Raw genomic sequence first — 24,642 nt, 5'->3', positions numbered from 1 at the left:
TGTCAGCAGTCGAGCCCTGCAGTCCCTTCGCCCTGGTCCTCGATGCCGAAGTCCGGATCGGCGATCGGGCAACCCGGCCCATAGCCAGCCAGCGCCCATCGCTCGGTGTTGACGCCATCCTCGTCTGATACGCCGGAAGGATCGTCCTCCTCGTCGTCCTCATGCGCTGGCCCCCAGCCATTGACCGCTCCAAGTGACGCATGCCCCGCACGGCGGCCGGCAGCGGGAAGCGTATGCCATTCCGGCCAAGCCTGATCGCCGCGCTCGTCTCCGTCGCTGTCCTCTTCGGTCCCGTCCGGCTCCGCGTCGGGATCTCCTCCCATGAGGTCCAACAGGTCCATCAGAATCTCCACCGCATCGGCGATCTCGCGCGGACTGTGCTTGTTCAGCATCCGGGCCGCGATCAGTGCAGCCGCAGCGGGTGGAAATTGCGAGGGGGTTATGGGCGCAGTCGCCATCACGCGCCCCCCAGGAAGCGGCGATAGTCCGCAACGGCCTGTGCGATGAATTCAGCGGACCATGCGCCCGTCGCGCCCTTGCCTTCGTCGTTGAGCAGAAAGTCGAGCTTCCACCGGACAGCCGCAGCGGGCATGGCCATGAGCGCCGCAGCAAGCTCCCCTGCAGCTTCGATCGTGTCGTCGCTGGCTTCGTTTGCCGGAGTGGCCTCAACAGCCTCCAGACCGGCTAGCAGGGCATCCCAGCGCCCTTGCTCCGCGTCCGGCGCGGACGGACTTGCCGAAGCGCCGTCAAAGCGCTGCAGGAGGGCGGACAGCGCCGCCCCTTCGGCATGGCGGGCGCGGACCATATCCTCGATGACGGTCCGATCCAGCGCGACCAATTGCGCGCGCGGGCTCATTGCGACGCGTCCCGGCTGGCGGCGCGATCGGCGAGCCACTTATCGACCTCGTGCGCGAGGTGGCCCACGGCCCTGCCGCCGTTCGGATTGAGGAGGAAGCGCTTGGGGAAAAGTCCCTGCGCTTCAAGGTCGCGAAGTTGGCGATCGCAAAGACCGACCTTCGCCGCAGTCTCACTTGGCCGTAATATCTGCATGAGTGCCTCCAATGTTTGCCGGAGAACACTCGCCGCTGCCGCTCACTCGCGCACGGTAAGCGGATCGGATTTGCTTACAGCTTCAACCGCCTGAACCTGCGGCGCGGTCCGCGCGGGTCGAAAATGCCCGGTTTCGTCCGCCGGAACGCATTGTTCAGCTCGTCCTCCGTCACCTGCAAGCCGTAATGCTCGGCGAGGAAGTCGAGCGCCTCGCGGTCGCTGATTCCGTCAAGTGCGCCATAGATCGTGTGATCGTCCGCCTCCTCCCCGAATTGGCGCATGGCAAGGTGCAGCTTCGCGCCATGGACACGAAACAGGAGCAGCCTGTCAGCCTCGCGGACCTCCAGGCTCCCGCTCCGTTGCCGGCGAAAGCGCTTGTCCGGAGCCCGCTCGATTTCATCCGCGATGTAGTCCCGGGTCTGCTTCGTAAGCGGGTCGCCCGAGCGGAGAAGCTCGATCAACGGCCGCAAGTTACCGTGCAAGGCTTGCTCGATCTGCGACCATTGCTCGAAGTCGGAAAGGTCCGTCATCGCGCCGCCGCCATCTGCACCACGTTCGCCGGGTCGCCCTGCAGAATGCGCTCCACAAGCGCCGCCAGAGCCGCGAGGGCTGCGCCCTTCTCCTCCCGGTAGTCGTGGCGGTCATAGACGCCCTCAACGCCCTGTATGACGTGCCCTAGCGCCCTCTCGGCCACGTCGGAACGAACCCCGGCGCGCGCCATGAGCGAGCGCGCCGTCCGCCGCAGGTCATGGACTACCCAAGCGGCGATCGGAGCCTTTTCGGCCAGCAGCTCTTTGCCATCGGAGAAGCTGTTGAACGCCTTCTTGCCGCGACCGGCGAACACAAAGGGATTGCCGTCAATCCGCGGTTGCGCCTCGATGATCGCCAGCGCCAGCTTCGGCAGCTTCAATTCGCCGGCGTTTACCTTCTCGCGCGCCTCGGCGGGGATCTTCCAAATCCCGTTCTCGATATCCTCCCAGCGCATTGCCGCGACCTTGGCACGGCGCTGGCCAGTGAGAAGCGCGACCTTCACGAAGGCTCCGAACGTGCCTGCCTGATCGCATGCGGTCCACACGGCGCGGATTTCCTCGTCGGACAGGATGCGCTTGCGAGCGCGGTCCTTAGCTTGACTGACACGCATGCCGCGCACGATCGGCGACGAATATTCCTCGTCGCGGACCTCATACCAGTTGAACAGCTTCCGAAGCGTCGCGAGGACTCGATCGGCCATGACCGGCCCGCCCATGTCGCCTGTCGCGCCCGCCTTGCGGTCCTCGATCCTGTCGAGCAGTTCGATAACGCGCGCCCGGCGGATCGATGCGAAAGGCAGTTCGCCCCATTCCGGATAGACATAGGATTCGAGCTGACGCTCAATCTCCGCCTTGGACCGCAGCTCGCGCTTTTCGACGTGGCGCTCGACAAAGCGCTCGGCAACCGCCTTGAACGTCTCAGGAGCGACCTCAGGAAGCGCAGGGGGCAGCAGCGGGGCAACGCCCGCCTTCACGCGCGCAACGACCTGTGCGGCCTCTGTGCGGGCCTCTGCGACTCCCATGAGCGCCGGGTCGCCAATGCGCTTCCACACTTGCTTGCCCGAGGGGTCGCGGGCGACGATCGAAAACGACTTCTTGCCCTTCGGCGAAACGATCAGGGCAAGGCCGGTTGTCGCCTCGTCAAAGATGACCTGGCGCTTCGCTGTCGGCTTGGCTTTATCGACCGCGCGCTCGAAGCCTTTCAGGAGGGCCGCTGGCTTGGGCATCTGTCCGCCTTTCGTCTAACATTGGTCTAACCAGCGGAGTTCCTGTTGCGTTAGCTAGGTTCCGCTCTGTTCCACACAATGCTAGCATTTCTGCGGGTTTGCAACCCCTCCCCTCCTGATAGTTCCCCTTGGTTCCGGCTGGCAATGCTGACTTTTAATCAGCGGGTCACAGGTTCGAATCCTGTCGGGCTCACCATTTCCACCAGATACGTCAGCGTTCGGATGGGCCCGATGCTCTTCCCGAACCGTCGGCGCGCCGTCGCTGCCATGGCCAGCAGCCTTCGATCTCGGTTTCCAGCGAAAAGCTCAGTAATGTCCGGATAAGCACGATGACCGCCAGCAGACCCACGCTCGAAAACGTCAGCGGGGCGGTGATGGTGCCGATGATGTCGGCGCCGACCAGCAGTTCCAGACCAAGCAGGATGCCGCGGCCAAGGTTTGCCCGGTAAGTTTCGTAAGCAAGCCGCCAGTCGCGGGTGCGACGCCCTTGGGCCATGAACCATCCGGTCGCGAAGATCACTCCGCCGAGGATGATCGCGACGCCGGCAATCTCAAGCAGCTTGGCGAGTTGCTCGATCACGACATGAACCTGTTCCATAGGGCCGCAACCCAGCCGGGCGCGGGCTGTTCCGTTGTGGCCGATGGGATTAACCCCGCGCCCGGGGGATTGGGGTTCCGGGGTTTCCGGGCGCGGGGCGGTGCCGGCTGCTTCTTGCGGCAGCCTTGGCAGGGGGTTTCACAAACTCAGAACGGCATCCGGATCGTGCCGCGCAGCGAGAGGCCGACGCGGCCGTTCTGGTCTTCGGCACCGAATTCACCGCCCAGCTGGAAGCCGCTGCTGCCGCCCAGCGCGCGCAGGCGGGCGTACCAGCCGCTGTCGATCTGTTCGGCGGCGAGGGTGAACGGCGTGCCGTTGCCGAACCGGGCGGTCGTCGCGCCGATCTGCCCGTCGACGATCTCGCGCCAGCCGCCTTCGGCCTCGACGCGGAACCAGTTTTCGTCGCGCTTGGCTGTGCCGGTGAAGTCGATGCCTAGCGTCAGCCCGCCTTCGACCGCGACTTCCTTGCTAGTCCGTTCGGCCACGGTGAGGTTGAGCGCGGTGCCGCCGCCGGTTTCGGTGTAGCCGTCTTCCTTGAGGCGGGTATAGTCGAGCGAGACTGCCGGGCGGAAAAACAGGTAGCGCCCGCCGCCTTCGTATGCCGCGCCGGCGGTGAAGGTGGTCAGCGTGCCGTTCCACTTGCCGACGGTGGTGCGCTCGACCCGCGTGCCGGCGTTCATGCCGGTGAACACCCGCTTGCCCTCGAAGTTGCTGCGCCCGATCGAGCCGCGCGCGAAACCCGAGAAGCCGCCCCACTTGCCCCGCCAGAACCCGGCGAGCTCGTAGGTATTCGAAATGACCGAACTGTCGTCCGAACCGTTCGAGTTGCTCTCGTTCCAGATCCACGAAGCGGTCGCGCCGAAGCTGCCCAGCCCGGTCTCGATCTCCGCCGAGGCCGAGGCACCGAGGCCGTTCACGTCATAAGCGGCGCTGGTCCCGCGCGGCTTGGTCGTGCCCCAGCCCGCGGCGGAGAGGAACACGCGCAGGTTACCGGCCATCGCGATCGGCCCGGTCGGCTCCTCGACCTGCCGTGCCAGGGTGCGGCTGCCGAGGCTGATACCGCGGAAAGTGCCGCCGGCATGGTCAGGCAGGACCTGGTCGAGGGCGCTGCGGAACGCATCGCCGCCGGTCAGGCCGAGGAACACGCCCGCAATCGCCTGGTCGGTGCCGAGCGCGGTAACGAAGGCGTTGTAGGCGCTCGCCTGGCTGGTGTTGAGGCCGAGCTCGGTGGTCGACTTGCGGGCAATGTCGATGGCGAGCGTGCCCGTCGGAGCGTTGGTCGCCAGCGCCGCCTTGTACATGAACGGGATCAGGTCGGTCTTGGTGGTGATCCCCGACGCGCCCTGCAGCGAGCCCGCCGTGAGGATCGTGTAACGCCCTTCGGCGCTGGTCACGTCGGCAAGCTTGACCTGAAGTACGGACCCGCTGGCGAACGCCGCAGTCCCGCCGACGGTGATCGCCGTGCCCTGCCCGGCGTCCTTGTCGAGCGTGACGAGCAGCGTGCTGCCCGAAGCCATGCTCAGTGAGCCGATCGTCGTCGGTGCGGACAGGTCGAGCGTGCCGCCGTTCACCGCCACCGCCAGCGCGCCGGCATTGGCGAGCGTGCCGGAAAAGCGCGCGGTGCCGCCCAGCGTCAGGGTATCAACGCCGCCACCCGCGAAGTCGGCGGTTCCGTTGAACACCGAGGATCCGGCCAGCGTCAGCGCATCGTCTCCCGCGCCGAAGAAGGCCTTGCCGGTGTGAACCGCGTCGCCCAAGAGCTGGAGCCGGTCGTTGCCCGCGCCGAGATAGGCATCGCCGGTCAGCGTGCCGTCGGCGAGGTCGAGCAGGTCGTTGCCGCTGCCGGTGCGGATGTCGCCGGTGATCTCGGGCGCGGTCACGCCGCTGGCGACGGCGATCTGCTTGACGGTGACGCCCGCGGTGTTGGCCGAGAGGTCGATGGCGATGTTGCGTCCCGAACCGGCGGTCGCGCCGCTGGCGGTGATCTTGCCGCTGTTCTCGACCAGCGACACCCCGCCCGAGGAATCGCGGATGGCGATCGCGGTGCCGGTGCCGGCGACTGCCGAAGCCTTGACCGTCCCGCTGTTGCGGATCGTCGCGACGCTGGCGCCGCTGTCCACGAGGATGCCGGTGGCGCTCGTCCCTGCCGGCGAGGCCCCCGTGGCGGCGACGGTTCCGGAGACGCGGATTTCGGGAACGGTCGCGCCCGCGCCGATGCGCAGGGCGGTGGCATTCGCGTCCCTGGAGGTCGCGCCGACCGTGCCGGAAATACCGATGCCGCCGGCGATGCTCACCGCGCCGCCGCGTCCGCCGACCTGGAGGCCGTTGGCGGCGACCCCGGCGTACACCCCGTTGCCGTTGACCGCGCCGTCGATCTGCAGCCCGAAGCCGGTGCCGCTGCCCGCGATCGCGCCGATGGTCACGGTGCGGTCGGCCGCGCCGATCACCATTGCGGGGGCCGCCCCGAACGAGGTGATGCTGGCCGAGCCTTCCTTGTCGTCGGGAATGCCGTCCTTGTCCTCGTCGTTGTCGGTCGTGCTGGCGTCCTTGGGCGGCACGGCGAGCACGATCCCGCCGCTGACGTTACCCTCGATGACCAGCGCCGAGCCGCCCTGGAGGAGGTCGTCGGCGTCGAGCTTCGAGGCATCGCTCGGGAGCGTGGTCGAGCGGTAGCCGGTGCTGGTGATCGTGCCCTGCACGACCATCGCGCCGGTGATGTCGCCGGTGAAGCGTGCCGCGACGGCGTCCTTGCCGACCGCGCTGACCTGTCCGGCGAGACGGACATTGCCGGTGATCGAACCCGCCTGCACGCCGACCGCGCGGTCGCCGAGCACGGTGATCTTGCCGTCCTGGACGAAGTTGCCGGTCAGCGGACCGCCCAGCACGATGCCTGCGCTGTCGTTGCCTTCGATGGTGATCGTCCCGCTGTTCTGGACCTTGCCGGTGTGCGCGCCGAGCGTGCGGATGCCGGTGCGGTTCGATCCGGTGGCGAACGGCCCGTCGAGGTCGCCGTCGTTGTCGATGTCGGTCGCGGTGTAGGTTTCGTCGATGGTGATCGTGCCGGTCGCGGCATTGACGATGTCGCCGCTGGTCCCGGCATTGGCGACGATGCCCGCCGCCCCATTCGAGTTGGTGACAACGATCTTGCCCTCGTTGGTCACCGAGTTGTTGCTGTCGATCGTGATCGCGACGCCCGACGTCGGCTCGACAGACCCGGCGCTCGAGATCGTGATGTTGTCGGCCGCGCCGGCCTTGATCGTCGAAGTGCGGACGTTGTCGGTGCGCTTGGTGGCGATCGTCTCGGCCGCGGCGGGCAGTGCGATCAGCGTGGAAGTGACAAGCGCGGTGGTAACCAGGAGGCGTCGCTGCATGGGGATATGGCTCTCGTTCTTGCAGGGTTGTCGACCTGCATGACGGAGCGGTGCGCGAGGAGCCTTGGCGGCGAGCGCGATTTTTTCAGAACGAGGCGTCGAAGCCCAAGCGCACGGTCAGCGGGCGCAGCGGCGTCACCTGGTCGCGGCCCACCGCGAACGGGGTGCCCAGCGCGAAGCGATTGCCGGCGGTATCCGCGAGGTTGGTCACCCCTAGCGTTACGCCCATACGCTCGCGCCCGAGCCGCGCGGTCAACCCGCTGTCGACGTAGTCACCCTGGAGTTCGCCAAGTTCCGGCCCGACTCCAAGCCGCGACTTGCCGACATAGCGGACATAGCCCTGGACCTTCAGCTCGAGCCCTGCGCCAACCGGGTGCTGCCAGTCGAACCCGGCCCGCGCCGCGACCTTGGCGACGTTGGGCACCTCGCTGATCGGCACCAGCGAGGCGAGGCGCATCAGGAGGTTGGGGCGGCTAATTCGGCTGTGGTTATAGACCAGCCCGGCGTCGAAGCGCAGCGAAGGCGTTGCGGCGACACTGCCGGCGAGCGAGAAAGTCCAGATCTTGCCATCGCCGACATTCGCAGTGGTCGGCAGGCCCGCCCCGTCGATGAAATCCGCCTGGATGTCGCGCCAGTCGGTGTACGACACGCTCCCCGCGATATCCCACGGCCCGCGCCCCGGCCGCCCGTGTCGCCCGCCCAGCTCGAAGGTCCGGATGCGGTCGTTGCGGAAGCGGCGCACGAAGTCGCCGTCGATGGCGAGGCCGCCCGGACGGAAGCCTTCCTGATAGCGCAGGTACAGCGTGCTCGCCGGGGCGAAGGTCGCGGTCAGCGAAGCGGAGGGCAGGAACATCGTCTCGCGGCGGCTGGCGGTGACGTCGGCGCGGGCGAGCGCGATCGAGGGCAGAACGTCCTGCCCCTCGCCGCCGATGCCGGAGCGGGTGAAGCGGCCGCCGAGGGTCCCGATCAGTCCCGGCACGATCCGCACCGAGCCCTCGCCGTAGACCGTGAGCTCGTCGATCACGTTGCGCACGCCGGTGGTCTTGGCCGGCATGTCCGGCAGACCGAGCGCGCGGGTCAGCGTCGTGCGATTGTGGGTATAGCTGACGCCTGCAACCCATCCGAACCGGTCGCCGAGCGGCATCCACGCCCGCGTCTCGTTGGCAAGCATCCGGGTGCGGTTGGCCTGCGTGAACAGGCGCGGATCGCCGCCGGGCAGCGTGGCGTCATAGCGCTCGGTCAGTTCCTGCCAGGCGATCCCGGTCGAGGATTTGACGCTGACCGCGCCGATTTCCCCGGTCACCACGAACTGTCCGAGCGCATAGTCCGCGCGGTAGCCTTCCGTCACCCGGCTCATCCGCACCAGCGGCGGACCATCGCGGTCGGCGTACTGGCTGTCGCGCCCGTCGGTGCGCTGGGCGACGCCGATGAGGTCGAGTGTCCACCCTCCGCCCGCATCCCAGCGCAAGGCCGCGCGTCCCCCGCCGATCTCGCTCCGGTTGACGTCGCGCCGACCGAGCAGCGGCTTGTCGATATAGCCGCCGGCAATCTCGCCATCGGCGGAAAGGCGCAGGGCCACGTTGCCCGAAAGCGGCGCGTTGAGCGAGAACGAGCCGTCGACCCCCGGCTTGCCATGCGCGGTCGCGCTGCCGCCGACCTGGCCACTGGCCACGAACGCGGACGTGTCGGGTGCATTGGGCACCAGCCGGATGATCCCGCCGAGCGCGCCCGCGCCGTACAGCGTCCCCTGCGGGCCCTCCAGCACCTCGACCGAGGCGAGGTCCGAGAGGCGCAGGTCCGGGTCCGGCGCATTGTAACTCAGCCGCAGGTCGCCGAGGTACAGCCCGACGGTCGACTGGGTCGGGCCGGTGAAGCTCGAATCGGCGATGCCGCGGATGAACAGCTTGTTGCGCCCGCTGCCGAGGTGGGTGGTGGTCAGGCTGGCGATCCGCGCCGCGACCCGGTCGGTCCCGCCGACCCCGCCGAAGGTCAGGTCCGCACCGTCCACGCGGTTGAAGCCACCAGGGAAGTCTCGCAGCCGCAGGTCCTGCTTGGAACCGACGATCACGATGTCCTGCGTCGCCACCATTTCCGGCGGCGGAGCTACAGGCTCCGGCTGGCGCGGCGGCCGGGCCGAGGGCCTGGGCCTTCGCGGCGCATCGACCAGCCGCCAAGCATTCGGTCCGGCCTCGACCAGTCTCGCGTCGGCGGCGCGGGCCAGCGCTTCTGCAGCGGAACGCGGGGAGTGCCGCCCCCGGATCGGTCCTATGCGCCGGATCGCCACCACAGGATCGGCGATGACGATGCTCGCCCCCGTCGCCCGCGCCACGGCCACCGCGCTGTCGGCTGCGCGCCCCGCAGGCACGTCGAGCCGCGCCTCGCCGGCCAGGGCCGGGGACGCCACCAGAGCCGTGGCGGCAAGGAGGGGGCGCAGGCGCGGCATGGGTTCAGGGTTCGATCGTCCAGTCCTTTCCGGAGCCCCTGACCGTCACGCCGAGCAGCGCGCCGAGCGAGGCCGGGTCTTTGCGGATGGGATCCAGCGCCACGCTGCCGGAGATGGTCCGGCCCGCCGCGCCGGGTGCAACCCGGTACGAGACACCCGTTGCACGCGACAGGTCGGCGGCGACATCGCCGAGCGTTGCCTCGCGGAACGTCAGCCGCCCCTCACGCCATTCGCCGACCAGCGCCGCGGGGCTTTCGCTCAAGTCGATCCTGCTGCCGCGCACCACCAGCTTGCGGCCGGGATCGACCCGCACCGCCTCGGCGTCGGGATTGAACATCACCGCACCTTCGGACACCGTGACGCTCATGGCGGCGGAATCCTTGCGCACTTCGAAGACCGTGCCGATGTCGACCAGCGTATCGTCGCCGACCCGGACCGCGAACTCGCGCGATTCGTCATGGCGGACGGTGAACAATGCCTGCCCCTCGACAAGCTCGACATGGCGGTGGTCGGGATCGACCGAAAGCACGCTCGCCCCGGCCATCGCCACCGTCGTACCGTCGGCCAGGGCCAGCTCGCGCATCTCGCCCGGTGCGGTGCGCCAGGTGACCGGTGCCTCGCGCATCTGCCACAGACCGAACGTGAGCGCGCCAGCAAGACACGCGGCGACCGCCCCACCGATCCACATCCCGGGGCGGCGGCGCAAGGGGACGACGTCGTCCTCGATTTCGAACATCGGCGCGAGCTCGGGCAAGCCGGCCCCGGCGACCTCGTCCACCGCCGCCATGACCCGGTCATAGGCTTCGGCGCGGGCGGGATGGCCTTCGAGCCAGGCGGTAAAGCCGTCCCAGTCGGCGAACGCGGGATCGCTCGTGCGCGCGGCCCACAGCGCGGCTTCGTCCAGCATTGTCCGGTCGATCGCCATCAACGGCCTCCTGATCGCAAGACGGAGCCGCCACGCGCCAGCCTTGGCAATTCATGCGTCATCGCCGTCCTCCCGCATTTCGGCGATCGCCCGGTAGGCGACCCGAAGGTCGGCCTCGACGGTGCTGAGGCTCACGCCCTCCTCCGCCGCGACCTCGCGCTGGGGCACCCCGTCGATACGGTGGCGACGGAACACCCGGTCGATCCGCGGACCCAGCGCAGCGAGCCGCTGCGCCACTCGCGCCAGCTGGTCACGGCCGATCAGCACGCGCTCGGCCGAGGGGGCATCAGAGGCTTCCGGATCCGCGCCGCCGCCGGCTTCGACCCAGTCCTGCTCGCGCTGCGCGGCCTGCCGGAGCGAGCGGTAGCGGTCGATCATCAGCCGGTTGGCGACGGCATGAAGATAGGCGAGCGGATTGCCGACCGGCCCGCTCGGCGCACCGGCGATCTTGAGCCAGATTTCCTGCAACAGGTCTTCCGCCGCGTCGCCCGCGCCGCGCGCGCCAAGGAAACGCAGCAGCGTCTCGCGATTTGCGAGGAACGCGGCTTCGAGGCCGGTCGGGGGCGAGGACGGGGCGGGGCTCACGGGCGATCCGGTTTCTGGGACCGCGGCGCTTTAGTGGAGATTGCAACCAAATGGAATGACGCGGCGCACATCGGCACGCCGCCGGTCGGGCGGCCGGCGCCGCCCGTCGATCATTCCCACTCGATCGTGCCGGGCGGCTTCGAGGTATAGTCGTAGACGACCCGGTTGATGCCCTTGACCTCGTTGACGATCCGCGTGGCGACGCGAGAGAGGAACCCGGCATCGAAGGGATAGACGTCTGCCGTCATCCCGTCGGTCGAGGTCACGGCGCGCAGGGCGCAGACCGAATCGTAGGTCCGCCCGTCGCCCATCACGCCCACGGTCTTGACCGGCAGCAGCACCGCGAATGCCTGCCAGATTGCGTCGTAGAGGCCCGCATTGCGAATCTCCTCGAGGTAGATCGCGTCGGCCTTGCGGAGGATGTCGCAGCGTTCGCGGGTGACCTCGCCGGGGATACGGATGGCAAGGCCCGGCCCTGGGAACGGATGGCGGCCGACGAACACGTCAGGCAGGCCGAGTTCGCGGCCCAGGGCCCGGACCTCGTCCTTGAACAGTTCGCGCAAAGGCTCGACCAGCTTCATGTTCATGCGTTCGGGAAGGCCGCCGACGTTGTGGTGGCTCTTGATCGTCACCGAGGGTCCGCCGGTGAAGCTGACGCTCTCGATCACGTCGGGATAAAGCGTCCCCTGGGCGAGGAAGTCTGCCCCGCCGACCTGCTTGGCCTCGGCCTCGAACACGTCGATGAAGGTCTTGCCGATGAACTTGCGCTTGGCCTCGGGATCGGTGACCCCGGCGAGACCGCCGAGGAACAGCGCCGAAACGTCCTTGTGGACCAGCGGGATGTTGTAGTGGCCGCGGAACAGGCTGACGACCTGCTCGGCCTCGCCCATCCGCATCAGACCGTGGTCGACGAACACGCAGGTCAGCTGGTCGCCGATCGCTTCATGGATCAGCACCGCCGCGACCGCCGAGTCGACTCCGCCCGAAAGACCACAGATCACCCGGCTGTCGCCGACCTGCTCGCGGATTTCGGCAATCTTGGTGCGGCGGAACTCGGCCATCGTCCAGTCTCCGGCACAGCCGCAGACATGGCGGACGAAGTTGGCGATCAGCTTGCCGCCGTCGGGGGTGTGGACCACCTCGGGATGGAACTGGGTGCCGTAGTACTTGCGCTCGTCGTCGGCGATCAGTGCGAACGGCGCGCCGTCGGACACTGCGACGATGCGGAAGCCGGGGGCGAACTGGGTGACCTTGTCGCCGTGGCTCATCCACACCTGGTGGCGCTCGCCGACCGACCAGAGGCCGTCGAACAGCACGCAGGGCTCGGTGACGGTGAGGAAGGCGCGGCCGAACTCGCCGGAATCGCCGGGCTCGACCTTGCCGCCGAGCTGCTCGCTCATCACCTGCTGGCCATAGCAGATGCCGAGGATCGGCAGGCCGCTGTCGAACAGGACCTGCGGCGCGCGCGGGCTGCCGTCCGCCGGGACGCTCGCCGGCGAGCCGGACAGGATGATGCCCTTCGGCTTCATCCGGTGGAACGCGGCTTCGGCCTGGGTGAAGGGGGCAATCTCGGAGTAGACCCCGGCTTCGCGCACGCGGCGGGCGATCAGCTGGGTCACCTGGCTGCCGAAATCGACAATCAGGATCGATTCTGAGGGCTGGATGCTCATGCGCCGCCGTTAGGGACGCGAGCCGCGCAACGCAAGGCTGGCCGGGGAATTCTCCCCTTCGGACAACTCCGGGATGTCACTTATGTTGCACTGCACAAAAATCGGTTGACTTCGCATCCGCACACACTATTTGTGCACTGCAGCAAAAGTGGACGAAGTCGAATCGTCCGCTGTCAGTTGGATACGATACACGATGATGGCCGATACCGAGCAAGATCCTGTGCCCACCGCCGAAATGGAAACGGTCGCCGACGCGCCCGTCGCCGAGCCGGTGGTCGAGCCTGCGGCAGAGCTCACCGCCGCCCCGGAAGCGCCGGTGGCGAAAGCCCCCGCCAAGATCCGCAAGCCGCGGACTCCCAAGGCGAAGGCCCCGGTGGTGACGGAAGTCGCGGTCAAGGTCCGCAAGCCGCGGACCGTCAAGGCCAAGCCGCCCGTCGCGGCCGAAGCCCCGGCCAAGGCCAAGTTCGAACCGATCAAGAAGAAGAGTGCCAAGCTCACCGTGAAACGCGCCGCTGCGCCCAAGGCGCCGGCTCCGCAGAAGGAAACCGTCAAGATGGCTACCAAGACCAAGACGCCGGAAATCACCGCCAAGATCCAGGAAACGTTCAAGGACGCCTCGGAGAAGGCCAAGGCCGCTTTCGAGAAGAGCCAGGCCGCGTTCGGCGATGCCGGCGAGTTCGCCAAGGGCAACGTCGAAGCGATGGTCGCGTCGACCAAGATTCTCGCCTCGGGCATGAAGACCATGGGCGAGACCTATGTCGCCGAAACCAAGTCGGCTTACGAGACGATGACCGCCGACATCAAGGAACTCGCGGCCGTCAAGTCGCCGACCGAGTTCTTCGAAGTGCAGTCGAAGCTGTTCCGCAAGAACTTCGACGCCGCGGTCGCCTCGTCGTCGAAGAAGAGCGAAGAGATGCTGAAGCTCGCCAACGAGGCGTTTCAGCCGCTGTCGACCCGCGTCAGCCTCGCGGTCGAGAAGTTCAAGAAGGCCGCCTGAGCCTTTGACCGGGCGGTCTGGAGCCGCCCGGACAGGTACTGGCGATCCGCGACGGGCCGGACGGCGAAAGCTGTCCGGCCCGTTTGCTGTCCGCCGTTTGCGTTCGAACCGAGGGGGAGCCCCCACCCCTTGTGCCCGCGGCCCCGCGATGCGATATTGGCGATCGATGTCCCTTCGCAGTGAAACCCATCCCGGATTCGCGTCCGGCCCGCTTCCCGTTGTGCCGCGACTTGCGGGCGACGACGAACGCGGCCCCGGCAACGGCGGCGAGGACCAGGTCGGGGTCGCCACCAAGACCCGGGCCAAGCCCAAGAAGCCCAGCATGTTCAAGGTGCTGATGCTCAACGATGACTACACCCCGATGGAATTCGTGGTGATGGTCCTCAAGCGCTTCTTCAACATGGACCTCGAACAGGCCACCCGCGTGATGCTCCACGTCCACCAGAAGGGCGTCGGCGTGTGCGGCATATTCCCCTACGAAATCGCCGAGACCAAGGTGAACCAGGTGATGGATTTCGCCCGGCAGAACCAGCACCCGCTCCAGTGCACGCTGGAAAAGGCCTGATCCCTCCCTTTGCTTTCCGCCTTTCCCCGCGCCCGCAGCTTGGCTAAAGCCCTGTCCTTGCAAGCCGCGCGCAGGGCGATACTTCGTTGAAATTCCTCACCGCCATCGACCGTTACATCGCCCGGCTGGTGTTCATGCCGATGATCGCGGTGTTCGTGCTGGCGGCGTCGCTGCTCATCCTCGACAAGATGCTCAAGCTGTTCGAGTTCGTTGGCAGCGAGGGCGGACCGGTCAGCGTCGTGTTCAAGATGCTGGCGAACCTGCTGCCCGAATACGCCAGCCTCGCCATCCCGCTCGGGCTGATGCTCGGCATCCTTTTCGCGTTCCGCAAGCTGGCGACATCGAGCGAGCTCGACGTCATGCGCGGCGTCGGGCTGTCGTACACCCGGCTTCTGCGCGTGCCCTACATCTTCGCGATCGCGCTCGCCGCGCTCAACCTCGTGATCGTCGGCTACCTCCAGCCGCTGTCGCGCTATTATTACGAGCAGCTCCAGTTCGAATTGCGCTCGGGCGCGCTCGGCGCGTCGATCAAGGTCGGCGAATTCACCACGCTGCAGGACAAGACCGCGCTGCGGATCGAAGCGAGCAAGGACGAGGGCCGCCAGCTGCAGGGCATTTTCGCCCGCGTTGCCAACGACAAGGGCATGAACCTGGCGATCTCGGCCCGTGAAGGCCGCTTCTTCGCCAATCGCGAGAACCCGGACACGATCATCCTGCGCCTGACCGACGGGCAGATCGTCCAGGATGGCCCCGGCATCCGCAGTCCCCGCGTCCTCAGCTTCGCCACCCACGACCTGCCGATCGACCTGCCCAAGGTCGAGCAGTTCCGCCGCCGCGGCGGGATGGAGCGCGAATACCTTCTTCCCGAGCTGCTCCGCATCGGCTGGAACGACCGCTATTCCGAAGCCGTGCGCAACGAAAGCAAGGCCAGCCTCAACTATCGCCTCGTCGAGGTCGTCATGATGCTGCTGCTGCCCCTGCTGGCGGTGGCGCTGGCGGTCCCGCCCAAGCGCTCGACCTCGGCGCTCGGCGTGTTCCTCTCGATCGTCATGGTCGTCGCCTACCACAAGGTGAACCAGTACGGGCAGGACGTCGCCGCGCTTGGCCGGATCGATCCGACGCTGGCGCTGTGGGGGCCATTCGCGATCTTCGCTGCGCTGATCCTGTGGATGTACTACCAGCTCGCCTACGTCCCCGGCGGGCAGCCGATCGGCGGGCTCGAGCGCGTCTTCGTCAAGGCGACGGCGCTGTTCCGCCGAACCTTCGGTCGCAAGCGCCTGCGCGACGAACCGGCCCCCGCCGAAGAACCGGAGGCGACGCTTGGTACAGCTTGAGTTCTTTCCCTCGCGAACGATGACAATCTACATCGCCAAGATGTTCGCGGTGCGGATCGTCGCGGTCCTGCTGATGCTGGTGCTCATCCTCCAGATGCTCGACCTGCTCGGCCAGAGCGGCAAGATCCTTGGCGCACCGGGCAACGGGCAGGCCCAGCTGCTGACGTACGTGTCCTTGCGCATCCCTCAGCTGGTCAGCCAGTTCCTGCCGTACTCGGTGCTGCTGGCGACGATCATCACCCTGGTGACGCTGAACCAGAACAGCGAGGTCATCGCGATGAAGGCCGCCGGCCTCTCGGCGCACCAGGTGCTCGCCCCGCTGTTCCTCGTCGCCGGCGCGGTCGCGCTGCTCAACTTCGGGTTCAACGAGCGGATCGTCACCCGTTCCAACTCGACGCTGAAGGCGTGGCAGGCGGTCAACTACGGTCCGATCCCGAAGGAGAGCGGCACCCGCGCCAACGTCTGGCTGCAGGATGGCGGCAACGTCCTGTTCGCCCGCACCATCACCGGCGATGGCGCGGCGATGAAGCTCGGCGACGTCTCGTGGTATCGGCGCGACCCGCGGATGATGGTGACCGAAGTCGTCCGGGCCGATTTTGCCACGTGGGCCAATCCCGGCTGGCGCTTCGCGAACGCCGTCAGCTTCGACGTGCAGAGCGCGCGCAAGACGCCGCTCCAGGGCACCCCGGTCTTCGCGACCTCGATCAACCCGTCGAAGGTCACGGTCGCCAAGGTCGATCCCGACGCGCAGTCCCTGTGGGAGCTGTCCGGCTCGATCGAGGCGATGAAGGTCGCCGGCAAGCGCACCAGCACCGAAGAAGGCAAGTGGTGGCACAAGATTTCGGGACCGCTTTCGGCCCTGCTGATGCCCCTCCTCGGCGCGGTCGCCGCGTTCGGGCTCGCCCGCTCTGGCCAGCTGCTGATCCGCGCGGTCGCCGGCATGGCGCTGGGCTTCGCCTATTTCGTGGTCGACAACGCCGCGCTGGCGATGGGCAACTTCGGCGGCTACCCCCCGATCCTCGCGGCATGGGCGCCGTTCGTCCTGTTCGCCCTGATCGGCGAAACCGTGCTGGTCCGCACCGAGGAGTAGAGCACCCCGAACGGGGTAGATGCTTGTTTCGGAGAGAAAAATGGTGCCAGAAGAGGGACCGTGACGTGCACACAAGGCTTTATATCACAATGCTTTGTTGCCCTGACTCGCTGATTCGATACCGTCAAAAATACCGTATCGCGCTTTGGCTTGGTCCTCAATGAGGACTCAAATCGCTGCCCGCAGTGTTTTGATGCTCAGCGGCCTCCCTTATAGCTGTCGGCCCGTGCCTTGGCCAGAAGGGCTTTGAGCGCATCGACCGTCACCAGGGTGCACCTGCCGATCTTGATCGTCTCCAGGTCGCCCGAGGCGATCAACTCGTAGAGCTTCGACCGGCCTATTCCGGTCATCCGCACCGCATCGGGGATCCGGACGGCGAGCGGCTCCGCGCCGTTGGTTCGGATCGCCTTGGGGCTACGATCGAACGGGAGCGCGAACTGTTCGTCGCTGGCAGGCGACTTGGCTTCCCGGCGCTTCATTCTCCCTGCTCCTGCGCAAGCTTGTCGAGCTGCCGTTTATGCGCTTCGTGGACTTTAGTCCTGAGCGTGGCATCCGGATGGGCAAGCAGAAGGCCATCGAGAGCGCACATGATGAAGATCAGCCGGCGCTTGATGAACTCTGCGTTCTGCCGCGCTTCCTCGCGCAGTTCCTGGCCCTGGAACAGATCAGTGACGATGGCCCCGATCCACTGGCTGCGGCTCTGTTTGGCGCGGGTGGCTTCATCCTGCACCCATGCAGCGACATGCCGGGGCAGGTAGGTCTGGATGGAAACATTTCGTGTCATGCTGGACTCCATGGTGATGGAGCCTGGAACACACTGCGAAAGGCAAGTTTGTTCTACTTATGTTCTGAGGGGCTGTCAAGCCTGCTGAAGATGCCGCATTTCCTCGGCTTTCGAGCTGATGTGATTTGCGGGAGTGCCGAACACTGATGGCAAGTCAGATTTGACGGAGAAGCTGCCATTTTCTCACAATCCTGACAAGCTGATGATATAATTATGTTTTAAGCCGGATTTCACCTGCGATTTGTCGCGTACGGTGTGCCCTACACTGTACCCAATCGCGGAGATTGGACCGGCCTTGTTCGCCTATTCTGAGATGTTGTCCTTACCGCCATTGCGGTTGGAGGGCGCAAGCGCCGGCGGTGACTGAGCCAGCCTTCGATCCACAATGCCCAGTCTCAAGGGTGTAGCAGTACGCGCTTCCGGCAAGAATTTTGACCACTTCAGAGGGGCCCCCTTGGGTGAACAATTCGCACAACGAACCGCGCAAGCGGCGACTGCCATGGCACCCTTGCACCCTGTTCGCGGTCATCGCGATGTTTCTTGCCATCATCCCGAAAGCTGAGATCCATCCGATCATCACTGAGAACCAGAAATGTTGGATGACTAGAACTACTCCTTTCGTGGAGACCAATTAAAATCGCGGAACTTCCAGAGTGCAAACCGACCGGTAACCACTTAGTTTGGCAGATTGTCGATATAGACCTTCAGGCTCGCTAACACGGCATTTCCTTCGAGCTTGGTATTGGTGGTAATTAGCTTGCCAACAAGCTCATCGAAGCGCCGATCATTGACGTCAGTATCGAGCCCAGCATAGTCCGCAGCGAATCGCATCAACCCGCAAACCTCGATAGTTTTTGCGCCTTTCGACGAATTGCGCGGTGCGCACACCTGGCCAAACCAGCGGATATGCGCATCATAATCGTCGAAATGAGGATGCACGATCAGATAGTCGCTCGATTTCACTGGAAACGTCTTGCGCTTGGGATTTTTCAAGACGTTCTTGTTTGATTTCTCGCCGTTGCATCCACGGCAGCAGATCGCCAAATTCCGCGGCTCGAACATAAATTGGGCGTGAGTATCTCGAGCAATTACATGATCCCCTTGCCAGTCTCCTTTGTTTTTGGACAGAACCTGACGCCGGCAGTAACAGCAGCGAAAATCCTGCTCCGCGATGTAATGATTCTTGATTGCATCGCGAGCCGTCTTGGTCTCGTCCTCCGACCAATATGACGATTTCTTTTCATCAAAAGGCAGTGCGTTGAAGGCGTCCACTACAGCTTTGGCCGGCGCGACATAGGATATGGCTTGCATCATTCTGTCTCGGAAAGAGCGTCTGTCGCCGCTTCGGACAAGCCTTGGACAACGGTGCGTATGCCATTCTCGTCCGGCAAATCCTTGGTCAGCCTTGCCAAATGGTTCACGCTGTCTCGAAACTCTTGTGTGGCAGCCTTGCCGTCGGCCGCGTCACGCAAAGCCTGAACCAGCAGGTCGCGAACATGCAAATTGCTGTTGGAGATCATCTGGAATGCTTCAGCCAAAAGAACATCTGCCGACTGGCCAGCAAGTTCAGTCGTTGGAGGAGAATCGGGGTTATCCAAGGCAACAAGTGTCGCGTGCGGAGGCAGTTCCGATATTACGAGCGGCGAATGTGTCGCGATGACGAAATGGCAGCCCTCGTAGGCTTCGAAGGTCTCCAGAAGGAGCCCTATGTACTTTACCTGCCATTCGGGGTGCAAGCTGATCTCTGGCTCATCGATAAGGACGAGGCTGCCGTCCTGGATCTCGGACGCGAGCGAGAGCAGCGCGGTCGCCATACCGAGTTGGCCCGAACTGGCTCGTTTCAAATCCGTAACGACCCCGCCGTTTTGCTGCACTTCGACCGCGCGCAGTTGGAGGAAACCGGACCTGCGCAATCCTTGAAACGCCGCGAACAAATTGTCTACTAAGCCAGATTCGCCGAAATCCGCCGTCAAGCGGATGAAGCCGCGATCGGAACGTTCCCTAACCTGTGTAATTGCGTGAGATAATTCCTGTTCCGAGAATTCCCCAGACTTCACCAACTCACTGGCACGATGGAAGATATTTCGATCTTTTATTACGCCTTCGGCTAATATGTCCGCGCCTTTGGCGGCAGATGCGGCAACGTCCTTTGAAATTTTTATTCTGTATACAACAGTAATCTTAGGCTCGAGGTCGAGAAACTCGAAGACCCGACTTATTCGCGCCCGCTTAACGGCCGGATTGCTAGATGTCTCAAACAAGCTGTTCAATGAGCGAAAAAGCAAGTTCTCAATTGAAGCTTTATTCGTTCGATCGCGCAAGCCCAGATAACGGTAGCGAGATTGCTGCGCGGCATCGATCGAATATGACGACAATTTTGGAACATGAAACTTATCGAAGGGCGTGATTGTTAAAGCGACGACCCTTTGGGGCAGCGGCACATCGCCAAGGTCGACCCGCGTATTGTTAACCGTGGCCTCGCAGTCACCATTGGCCTTCCGCGTTAGTTCGCACGTCTTGTCGCCAATTCTGTATCGAAGCCGCTGAAGCGGCATCTCGCGAAGCCGGTTGCGACGGCGCGAGGCGACAAGTTCGAGCCCGACAAAAGTATCCACTATCGCGCTCAGCAGATGGCTCTTGCCTGTGCCGTTTCGACCAATCATCGCGGTTAGATGGTCACCGTTCGCTGGCGCGGCGGAGGTTGGTCGATGGTCGAGCTTGATCTGCGGGTGCAGCCACACCGGATCTTTTCGCCACAAAGTGCCGATGTTGACGGATGCAGCCTCGACATGAAGCAATTCGAAGTCGATCCCATTGGCCACTTCGACATTATCGCTGTCATTGCCGTCAGAGAGGTCGGCAACTCCAGAATGAACCGCTTGGTGCAGCAGAATATAGTCGGCGAGTTTGTCGCCGCGGACGGCGACCGCAATTTCCAAATTGGACTTTTGCTGAGCCGCAAAACCCCGCGCCGCACCTAGGGCCATCGTTGCCTCGCCGATCTGGATCGACGGCGACGAACCGAGCAAACCCTCATGATAGGCGATGTCGAAACCGGCGAACACTTTGTAGGCTTCGCTCCACCCTAGAATAAGGGTGATGCCCTCTGGCTCCCTTTCAAAGGTATCAATGCCGCTGGTGATCTGTATTCTGAATTCATCGACGCTCCGCGATGCGCCTCCATGCGTCGTGTTCCAAATATAAGCCCGCACCCGCACATGAGTGCCGGCCTGCTCAATCTCGAAACGAAAAGGGTGAGCGCCACCCGGCGAGATCGCGGTGATCGTCCATCCAGAATGCTCAAGCGAGCTTACGATGATGTCCAGCAATCTCTGCTTGGAGAGTCGAGCCATTCAAGAACATCCTGGTCGCGGTTACTAGGCATTCGCGATTAGCGCACCGCGTCCACCTCAAGAGGATGGATGCCAGATCGGGCGGCACGTTGCCAATAGAGATCGAGTTGTACTGATAATCATCAGTGGCCGGGCCAACACGATGAGCCACTGCCTTCAAGCTTCCGCCTCGGGCGCGGTCGGTTGACTGCGTTTCTGCGCCATCACGCTGGCGGCATTTTTGGCGACATAATCGAGCAGCACACCAGCGCCTTTGTCGAGATAACTGCGCACGATCGCACCATTCACCAACAGGAACTGGAGATGCGTCGCCTGCGTGATCTCGCGGGCATAGGCGACCGCCTCACTAGAAAAGTCGCTGGTCGTCACCACCGCCACGACATGCGCCTTTGAATAGATGGCGAGGCCGACTTCCTTGGCGACATCGCCAAGGCTGACCCGCCCACCGACGCATTTGCACTGAAAGTTCCAGCGCGAAAAGAGCAGGTTCTTGCCCTCGGCGGTCAGGTCCACCTCGGCAAAGGCCGTGTCGCGGCTGCGCAGGCGGAACGAACGGGGCTCGAGCCCGATGTCGAGGATCATCTTGAGCGCGAGCAGTTCAAGGCCAAGACCGCGCTCATAGCTCTGATCGCTTGCCAGCAGCCGTTTGACCTCGGCGGCAGGCAAATCAATCTTGGCGCGTAGATCTGACGGGATCACCTGATCAAAATCGGGCAGCACGGCTTGGATCGGGATGCCAAGCAATTTGGCCGAGGGCGTGATTGGGCCACTTTTGCCACCGCGCCCGCTGCTCGTCGTCGCGGGCAGGTCAATCCAGCCGGCATCAGCCAACGGTTTGATGACCTTCGCGCGGATCTGATCCTCGTCGAATCGGGCGCGATGATCGCGAAGACACTCGTCGATGATCTGCTTGGCCGCAATCTCGCCGCCACCGTTGCTTTCGGTAACTCGCCGCAGCACCTGCAGGAAAATCTGCTGGTTGAGCGGGAGGTCAGCAAAGCTCGAGCGTTCCGACGCCGAAATGCCAAGCACGGCTTTCATGACCGCTTCATCGGGCTGCGGATTGGCATTGCCGCTGCGCTCAAACAATTTGGCCTCGATCATCCAGTTGAGCAACGTCGTGTGGTCGGTGGTGGCGTTCGACAGTCCTTCGATTCCGATGATCTCCAGTTCGCGCTTGAGGCTGTCCTTGCTCAACTTCTCTCCGCGCGTGTTGAGCGAGCGCACCGCGTCGATGATCGCCATGCCGTTACTCGTATCGACGATATGCCGAGCCATGAGCTGGGCGGCTGTGACCGCGTCTGGTGCAGCAAGGATCACCTTGCCCGCCTCGGTGAGACCCGGCGGCGTCCGGGTCAACAGCCCGAGGCTGGTCAGGGTCGCCGGGATATTTGTGCTGGCGCGCTTGTTACCGGCACTCTTGAAAAAGACGCGGTCCCATTCCGCGACGATCGCGGAGAAATCTGGCGCCAGCGTATCAAGGATGCGTAGCGGCTCGCGCACATCGCCAATGATGCCCGGCGAGAAATCATTGAACGAAGGCAGGCGCCTCATGCGGCGTCACGCAACTTGGCGCCGATCGCCTCCGCAACGCTGCGGCCGACCGCCGCCGCCAGCATCGGTGGCACTGCATTGCCGATCTGGCGCCATTGCTGCTCGATCGTGCCGGCCAACTCGAACGCGTCCGGAAAAGTCTGCAGCCGCTTGATCTCGCTGATCCGCAAGATGCGGTTGCGCCAATGGAACGGCCCCATGTTGTTCGAGCGGCGTGCTTGAATCGTCCAGGACGGCATGTCCGGGCTTAGTTTTAGCAGGAACGACCAGTAGCGCCCGCGCCATTTGAAGCGTGGTGAGGGGTGGCCGCGCTTTTCGGTGAAATAGAGGTAATTGTCGCCCGGCGGCACCTGACGCAGCAGATCATGATGCTGACCACCGGCGAAGTGGCCCTCGTCGCAGGCATTTTCCTCGGTATCCAGATCGTGCAGCACCTCGCCGGTGTTCACCCAGGGTAGAAGCCCTGACGTTGGTTCGCGGCTATGGGTCGGGTGGGGCAGCGTAACCTTGGCATCGAGCGATCCGACGACGAAGCAACGCTCGCGTATCTGCGGCACCCCAAAATCGGCGGCGTTGAGCACATCCGTGCTGACCTTATAACCAAGCTTCTCTGCCCGATCGATGATTGTCTCGAGCGCGTCGGCATGGACCTTGTATGCGAGCCCCTTAACATTCTCGAGAATGAAGGCGCGCGGACGCACCCAATCGAGCATGCTGAGATAACCGTTGATCGTCTCCCAGCCATTGGGATCCTCAAGCGCGCGCGGCTTCTCCTTGCGGTAGAACCGGCTCTTGGAGAAGGGCGGGCACGGCGGACCGCCTGCAACCAGGTCGATCTCGCCAATCTTGCCGCCGAGCGCGGCGATGATCTCGGCACGGGTTAACGCGCCGATCCGGTCGACCAGGAAAGGCGTCGACGGCATCGATTGCCGCCACGTGTCGGCGCAGAGCTTTTCTGAGTCCGAGGCCAGGACCGTGTTGAACCCTGCCTTGTGCAAACCGAGGTCGAGGCCACCACAGCCGCTGAACAAGCTGATGCTACGCATGTATGGCTTACCTCTCTACCGTTTCAAGGACCGCTTCAACCATGCGGCACGCAAGCGGCGGTGGAACGGCATTGCCAAGTTGGCGCACCCGTTCACGTCGGCTGCCAACCAGATTATAGCCGTCCGGGAAGCCCTGCAGCGCGGCCATCTCGACCGTGCGAAGCCGGCGATTTGCCCAGTGGAAGGGTCCGGTCCAAGGACCAGGCGACGCGGCAATGGTCCATGACGGGCGATCCGGCGAGAGTTTGAGCAGGAAGTTCCAGAAGCGGGTCTCAGCTTCAAAGGTCGGATTGGGGTGGCCGGCCCAGGCGGTGTGCGCCTTGTAGTTTGAGCCCGGTGGAACGGTTCGCAGATGCTCGGCCCAACGCCCCGCGACCAACTCCTCCGGCTCGAAATACTCCGGGCGATCAAACCCTGCCAGCGCCTCGCCCGCAGTTATCGCTGCCTTGCGGCCCAATTCGTTCTTGAGCGTATGGCTTGCCTCGGGCGCAGCTGGTGTGCCGCGCTTTGCGCCGAGTAGGAACACGCGCTCGCGGGTCTGTGCGACACCATATTCCGCAGCATTGGCGGTGATCTGCGTCACATTATAGCCGGCGGCTTCGGCTGCGTGGCGAAAGCCATCGAGTACGGGCTTGTTGCGCGGATGCTTGATGCTCGGAACATTCTCGAAAACGAAACCGTCGGCATTTGATTCAAAGATCAGCCGCCAAAATTCCTCGACCAGGGTTCGACGCGCATCGGCGCGAGCCTCAGTCGGCGCTGCAGGCCTTTCCATCGGGATGCCAGCGGCGCGGGCGCGGCGATAGCGCGATTCTTCGCCTTCCTCGACCCAATAGGCCGCTTTGGAAAACGGCTGGCACGGCGCTCCGCCAACGACGATCAGTGGATCGCCGGGCGTAAGCCCGGCCGCCTGGCGCAGATCGAGGCCGGTAATCGACGCAACATCGGCTTCCAGCACGGCACCGTGATAGGACGCATTGGCACGCAGGGTCTTGCAAGCTATCGGATCAATTTCAACGCACGCACGGACCTCACAGCCGGCATTAGTCGCGCCGATACTGAGACCACCGGCGCCTGCGAACAAATCAATGACTGGCAGCTTGGCCCGCACAGATCGCGCAATCGGCGTGGACTCGCCTGCTATGGTCGCATCCCAAGGCGAAGACGAACGGTCGAGCAGCGCCATGATCAATTGCGGCGACCAAAGTCGAGTGGCAACTGTGCCTCGCGACCCTGCTCCACGAGTTGGTCGACCGCATAACGCACCAGCCAAGCAACGCTAACTTTATGCCGTGAGGCCAGCTGCTTCAGCGCCGCTTCCTGTCCCCGACTTAGCGATGCGGTTACGCGAACCACGCCATCTTCCGCGATCACTGCCATTGCGCCTACCTCCGCTGCACTCTGCAGCAAATCACTGCACGAAGACTCATGATGATGCAATAGGAGTGTCAATCGGCGTGCAAACGGGACCCCCTATCGGCGCGCAAAAGGGACCCCCTTTCACGATGGCGCAAGGTTGAT

Annotated in this window: 23 protein-coding genes; 4 read left to right on the top strand and 19 right to left on the bottom strand. The window is 64.4% G+C overall.

Annotated features, from left to right (window positions below; translation table 11 throughout):
• Positions 1–2: 2 nt before the first annotated feature.
• The 11 genes from AC3WLD_RS04195 to guaA all read right to left on the bottom strand — a co-directional run bounded on the left by AC3WLD_RS04195 (position 3) and on the right by guaA (position 12,398).
• Entirely contained in the window at positions 3–392 is a 390-nt protein-coding gene (locus AC3WLD_RS04195) for a hypothetical protein (protein ID WP_492555677.1), read from the bottom strand.
• A 65-nt stretch (positions 393–457) separates the two neighbouring features.
• Positions 458–856, bottom strand: coding sequence for a hypothetical protein (locus AC3WLD_RS04190; protein ID WP_492555676.1), 399 nt, complete (start codon positions 854–856; stop codon positions 458–460).
• Positions 853–1,050 (bottom strand): helix-turn-helix transcriptional regulator, encoded by a 198-nt coding sequence (locus tag AC3WLD_RS04185; protein WP_492555675.1) that lies wholly within the window; start codon positions 1,048–1,050, stop codon positions 853–855. Before AC3WLD_RS04185 ends, AC3WLD_RS04190 begins: the two co-directional genes overlap by 4 nt.
• A 74-nt stretch (positions 1,051–1,124) precedes the next feature.
• Positions 1,125–1,580: a hypothetical protein gene (locus AC3WLD_RS04180; protein ID WP_492555674.1), complete on the bottom strand. Its 456-nt coding sequence runs from the start codon at positions 1,578–1,580 to the stop codon at positions 1,125–1,127.
• Positions 1,577–2,806 (bottom strand): tyrosine-type recombinase/integrase, encoded by a 1,230-nt coding sequence (locus tag AC3WLD_RS04175; RefSeq protein ID WP_492555673.1) that lies wholly within the window; start codon positions 2,804–2,806, stop codon positions 1,577–1,579. The genes AC3WLD_RS04180 and AC3WLD_RS04175 overlap by 4 nt, the downstream gene beginning before the upstream one ends.
• A 211-nt stretch (positions 2,807–3,017) precedes the next feature.
• Complete coding sequence (locus AC3WLD_RS04170) at positions 3,018–3,404, bottom strand: DUF1622 domain-containing protein (protein WP_492555672.1); 387 nt, start codon at positions 3,402–3,404, stop codon at positions 3,018–3,020.
• Between the two features lie 146 nt (positions 3,405–3,550).
• Positions 3,551–6,775, bottom strand: coding sequence for a beta strand repeat-containing protein (locus AC3WLD_RS04165; RefSeq protein WP_492555671.1), 3,225 nt, complete (start codon positions 6,773–6,775; stop codon positions 3,551–3,553).
• 85 nt (positions 6,776–6,860) lie between these two features.
• A complete protein-coding gene (locus AC3WLD_RS04160) occupies positions 6,861–9,179 on the bottom strand; it encodes a TonB-dependent receptor (protein WP_492555670.1) in 2,319 nt (772 codons plus the stop codon).
• Positions 9,180–9,222: 43 nt separating this feature from the next.
• The gene (locus tag AC3WLD_RS04155) at positions 9,223–10,143 is read right to left on the bottom strand and encodes a FecR family protein (RefSeq protein ID WP_492555669.1); all 921 of its coding nucleotides are present in this window, start codon (positions 10,141–10,143) and stop codon (positions 9,223–9,225) included.
• A 51-nt stretch (positions 10,144–10,194) separates the two neighbouring features.
• Positions 10,195–10,728: an RNA polymerase sigma factor gene (locus AC3WLD_RS04150; RefSeq protein ID WP_492555668.1), complete on the bottom strand. Its 534-nt coding sequence runs from the start codon at positions 10,726–10,728 to the stop codon at positions 10,195–10,197.
• Between the two features lie 110 nt (positions 10,729–10,838).
• The gene (gene guaA / locus AC3WLD_RS04145) at positions 10,839–12,398 is read right to left on the bottom strand and encodes a glutamine-hydrolyzing GMP synthase (RefSeq protein WP_492555667.1); all 1,560 of its coding nucleotides are present in this window, start codon (positions 12,396–12,398) and stop codon (positions 10,839–10,841) included.
• 193 nt (positions 12,399–12,591) lie between these two features.
• Between guaA and AC3WLD_RS04140 the strand changes: the two genes are divergently transcribed.
• The 4 genes from AC3WLD_RS04140 (at position 12,592) to lptG (ending at position 16,384) form a co-directional block, all read left to right on the top strand.
• The gene (locus AC3WLD_RS04140) at positions 12,592–13,395 is read left to right on the top strand and encodes a phasin family protein (protein WP_492555666.1); all 804 of its coding nucleotides are present in this window, start codon (positions 12,592–12,594) and stop codon (positions 13,393–13,395) included.
• 166 nt (positions 13,396–13,561) lie between these two features.
• Positions 13,562–13,960 (top strand): ATP-dependent Clp protease adapter ClpS, encoded by a 399-nt coding sequence (gene clpS / locus AC3WLD_RS04135; RefSeq protein WP_492555665.1) that lies wholly within the window; start codon positions 13,562–13,564, stop codon positions 13,958–13,960.
• 86 nt (positions 13,961–14,046) lie between these two features.
• Positions 14,047–15,294, top strand: a complete 1,248-nt coding sequence (gene lptF, locus AC3WLD_RS04130) for an LPS export ABC transporter permease LptF (protein WP_492555664.1) — start codon at positions 14,047–14,049, stop codon at positions 15,292–15,294.
• A gap of 19 nt (positions 15,295–15,313) precedes the next feature.
• Positions 15,314–16,384, top strand: a complete 1,071-nt coding sequence (gene lptG / locus AC3WLD_RS04125) for an LPS export ABC transporter permease LptG (protein ID WP_492555663.1) — start codon at positions 15,314–15,316, stop codon at positions 16,382–16,384.
• Positions 16,385–16,581: 197 nt separating this feature from the next.
• Here the strand turns inward: lptG and AC3WLD_RS04120 are convergent, their stop codons facing one another.
• The 8 genes from AC3WLD_RS04120 to AC3WLD_RS04085 form a co-directional block, all read right to left on the bottom strand.
• Positions 16,582–16,863 carry a helix-turn-helix transcriptional regulator gene (locus tag AC3WLD_RS04120; RefSeq protein WP_492555662.1) on the bottom strand — a complete coding sequence of 94 codons (282 nt, stop codon included), beginning with the start codon at positions 16,861–16,863 and terminating at the stop codon, positions 16,582–16,584.
• Positions 16,860–17,180 (bottom strand): hypothetical protein, encoded by a 321-nt coding sequence (locus tag AC3WLD_RS04115; RefSeq protein ID WP_492555661.1) that lies wholly within the window; start codon positions 17,178–17,180, stop codon positions 16,860–16,862. The genes AC3WLD_RS04120 and AC3WLD_RS04115 overlap by 4 nt, the downstream gene beginning before the upstream one ends.
• Positions 17,181–17,843: 663 nt before the next feature.
• The gene (locus tag AC3WLD_RS04110) at positions 17,844–18,482 is read right to left on the bottom strand and encodes an HNH endonuclease (RefSeq protein ID WP_492555660.1); all 639 of its coding nucleotides are present in this window, start codon (positions 18,480–18,482) and stop codon (positions 17,844–17,846) included.
• Positions 18,479–20,521, bottom strand: a complete 2,043-nt coding sequence (locus tag AC3WLD_RS04105; RefSeq protein WP_492555659.1) for an AAA family ATPase — start codon at positions 20,519–20,521, stop codon at positions 18,479–18,481. Before AC3WLD_RS04105 ends, AC3WLD_RS04110 begins: the two co-directional genes overlap by 4 nt.
• A gap of 156 nt (positions 20,522–20,677) precedes the next feature.
• Entirely contained in the window at positions 20,678–22,075 is a 1,398-nt protein-coding gene (locus AC3WLD_RS04100; RefSeq protein WP_492555658.1) for a restriction endonuclease, read from the bottom strand.
• On the bottom strand, positions 22,072–23,121 hold the full coding sequence (locus tag AC3WLD_RS04095; RefSeq protein ID WP_492555657.1) for a DNA cytosine methyltransferase: 1,050 nt from the start codon (positions 23,119–23,121) through the stop codon (positions 22,072–22,074). Before AC3WLD_RS04095 ends, AC3WLD_RS04100 begins: the two co-directional genes overlap by 4 nt.
• A 7-nt stretch (positions 23,122–23,128) precedes the next feature.
• Positions 23,129–24,307, bottom strand: coding sequence for a DNA cytosine methyltransferase (locus tag AC3WLD_RS04090; RefSeq protein WP_492555656.1), 1,179 nt, complete (start codon positions 24,305–24,307; stop codon positions 23,129–23,131).
• Positions 24,308–24,309: 2 nt separating this feature from the next.
• Positions 24,310–24,501, bottom strand: a complete 192-nt coding sequence (locus tag AC3WLD_RS04085) for a hypothetical protein (RefSeq protein ID WP_492555655.1) — start codon at positions 24,499–24,501, stop codon at positions 24,310–24,312.
• Positions 24,502–24,642 lie beyond the last annotated feature (141 nt).

Source organism: Novosphingobium sp. FW305-C-111, assembly GCF_058783565.1.
This window is presented reverse-complemented; position numbering and strand designations above follow the sequence as displayed.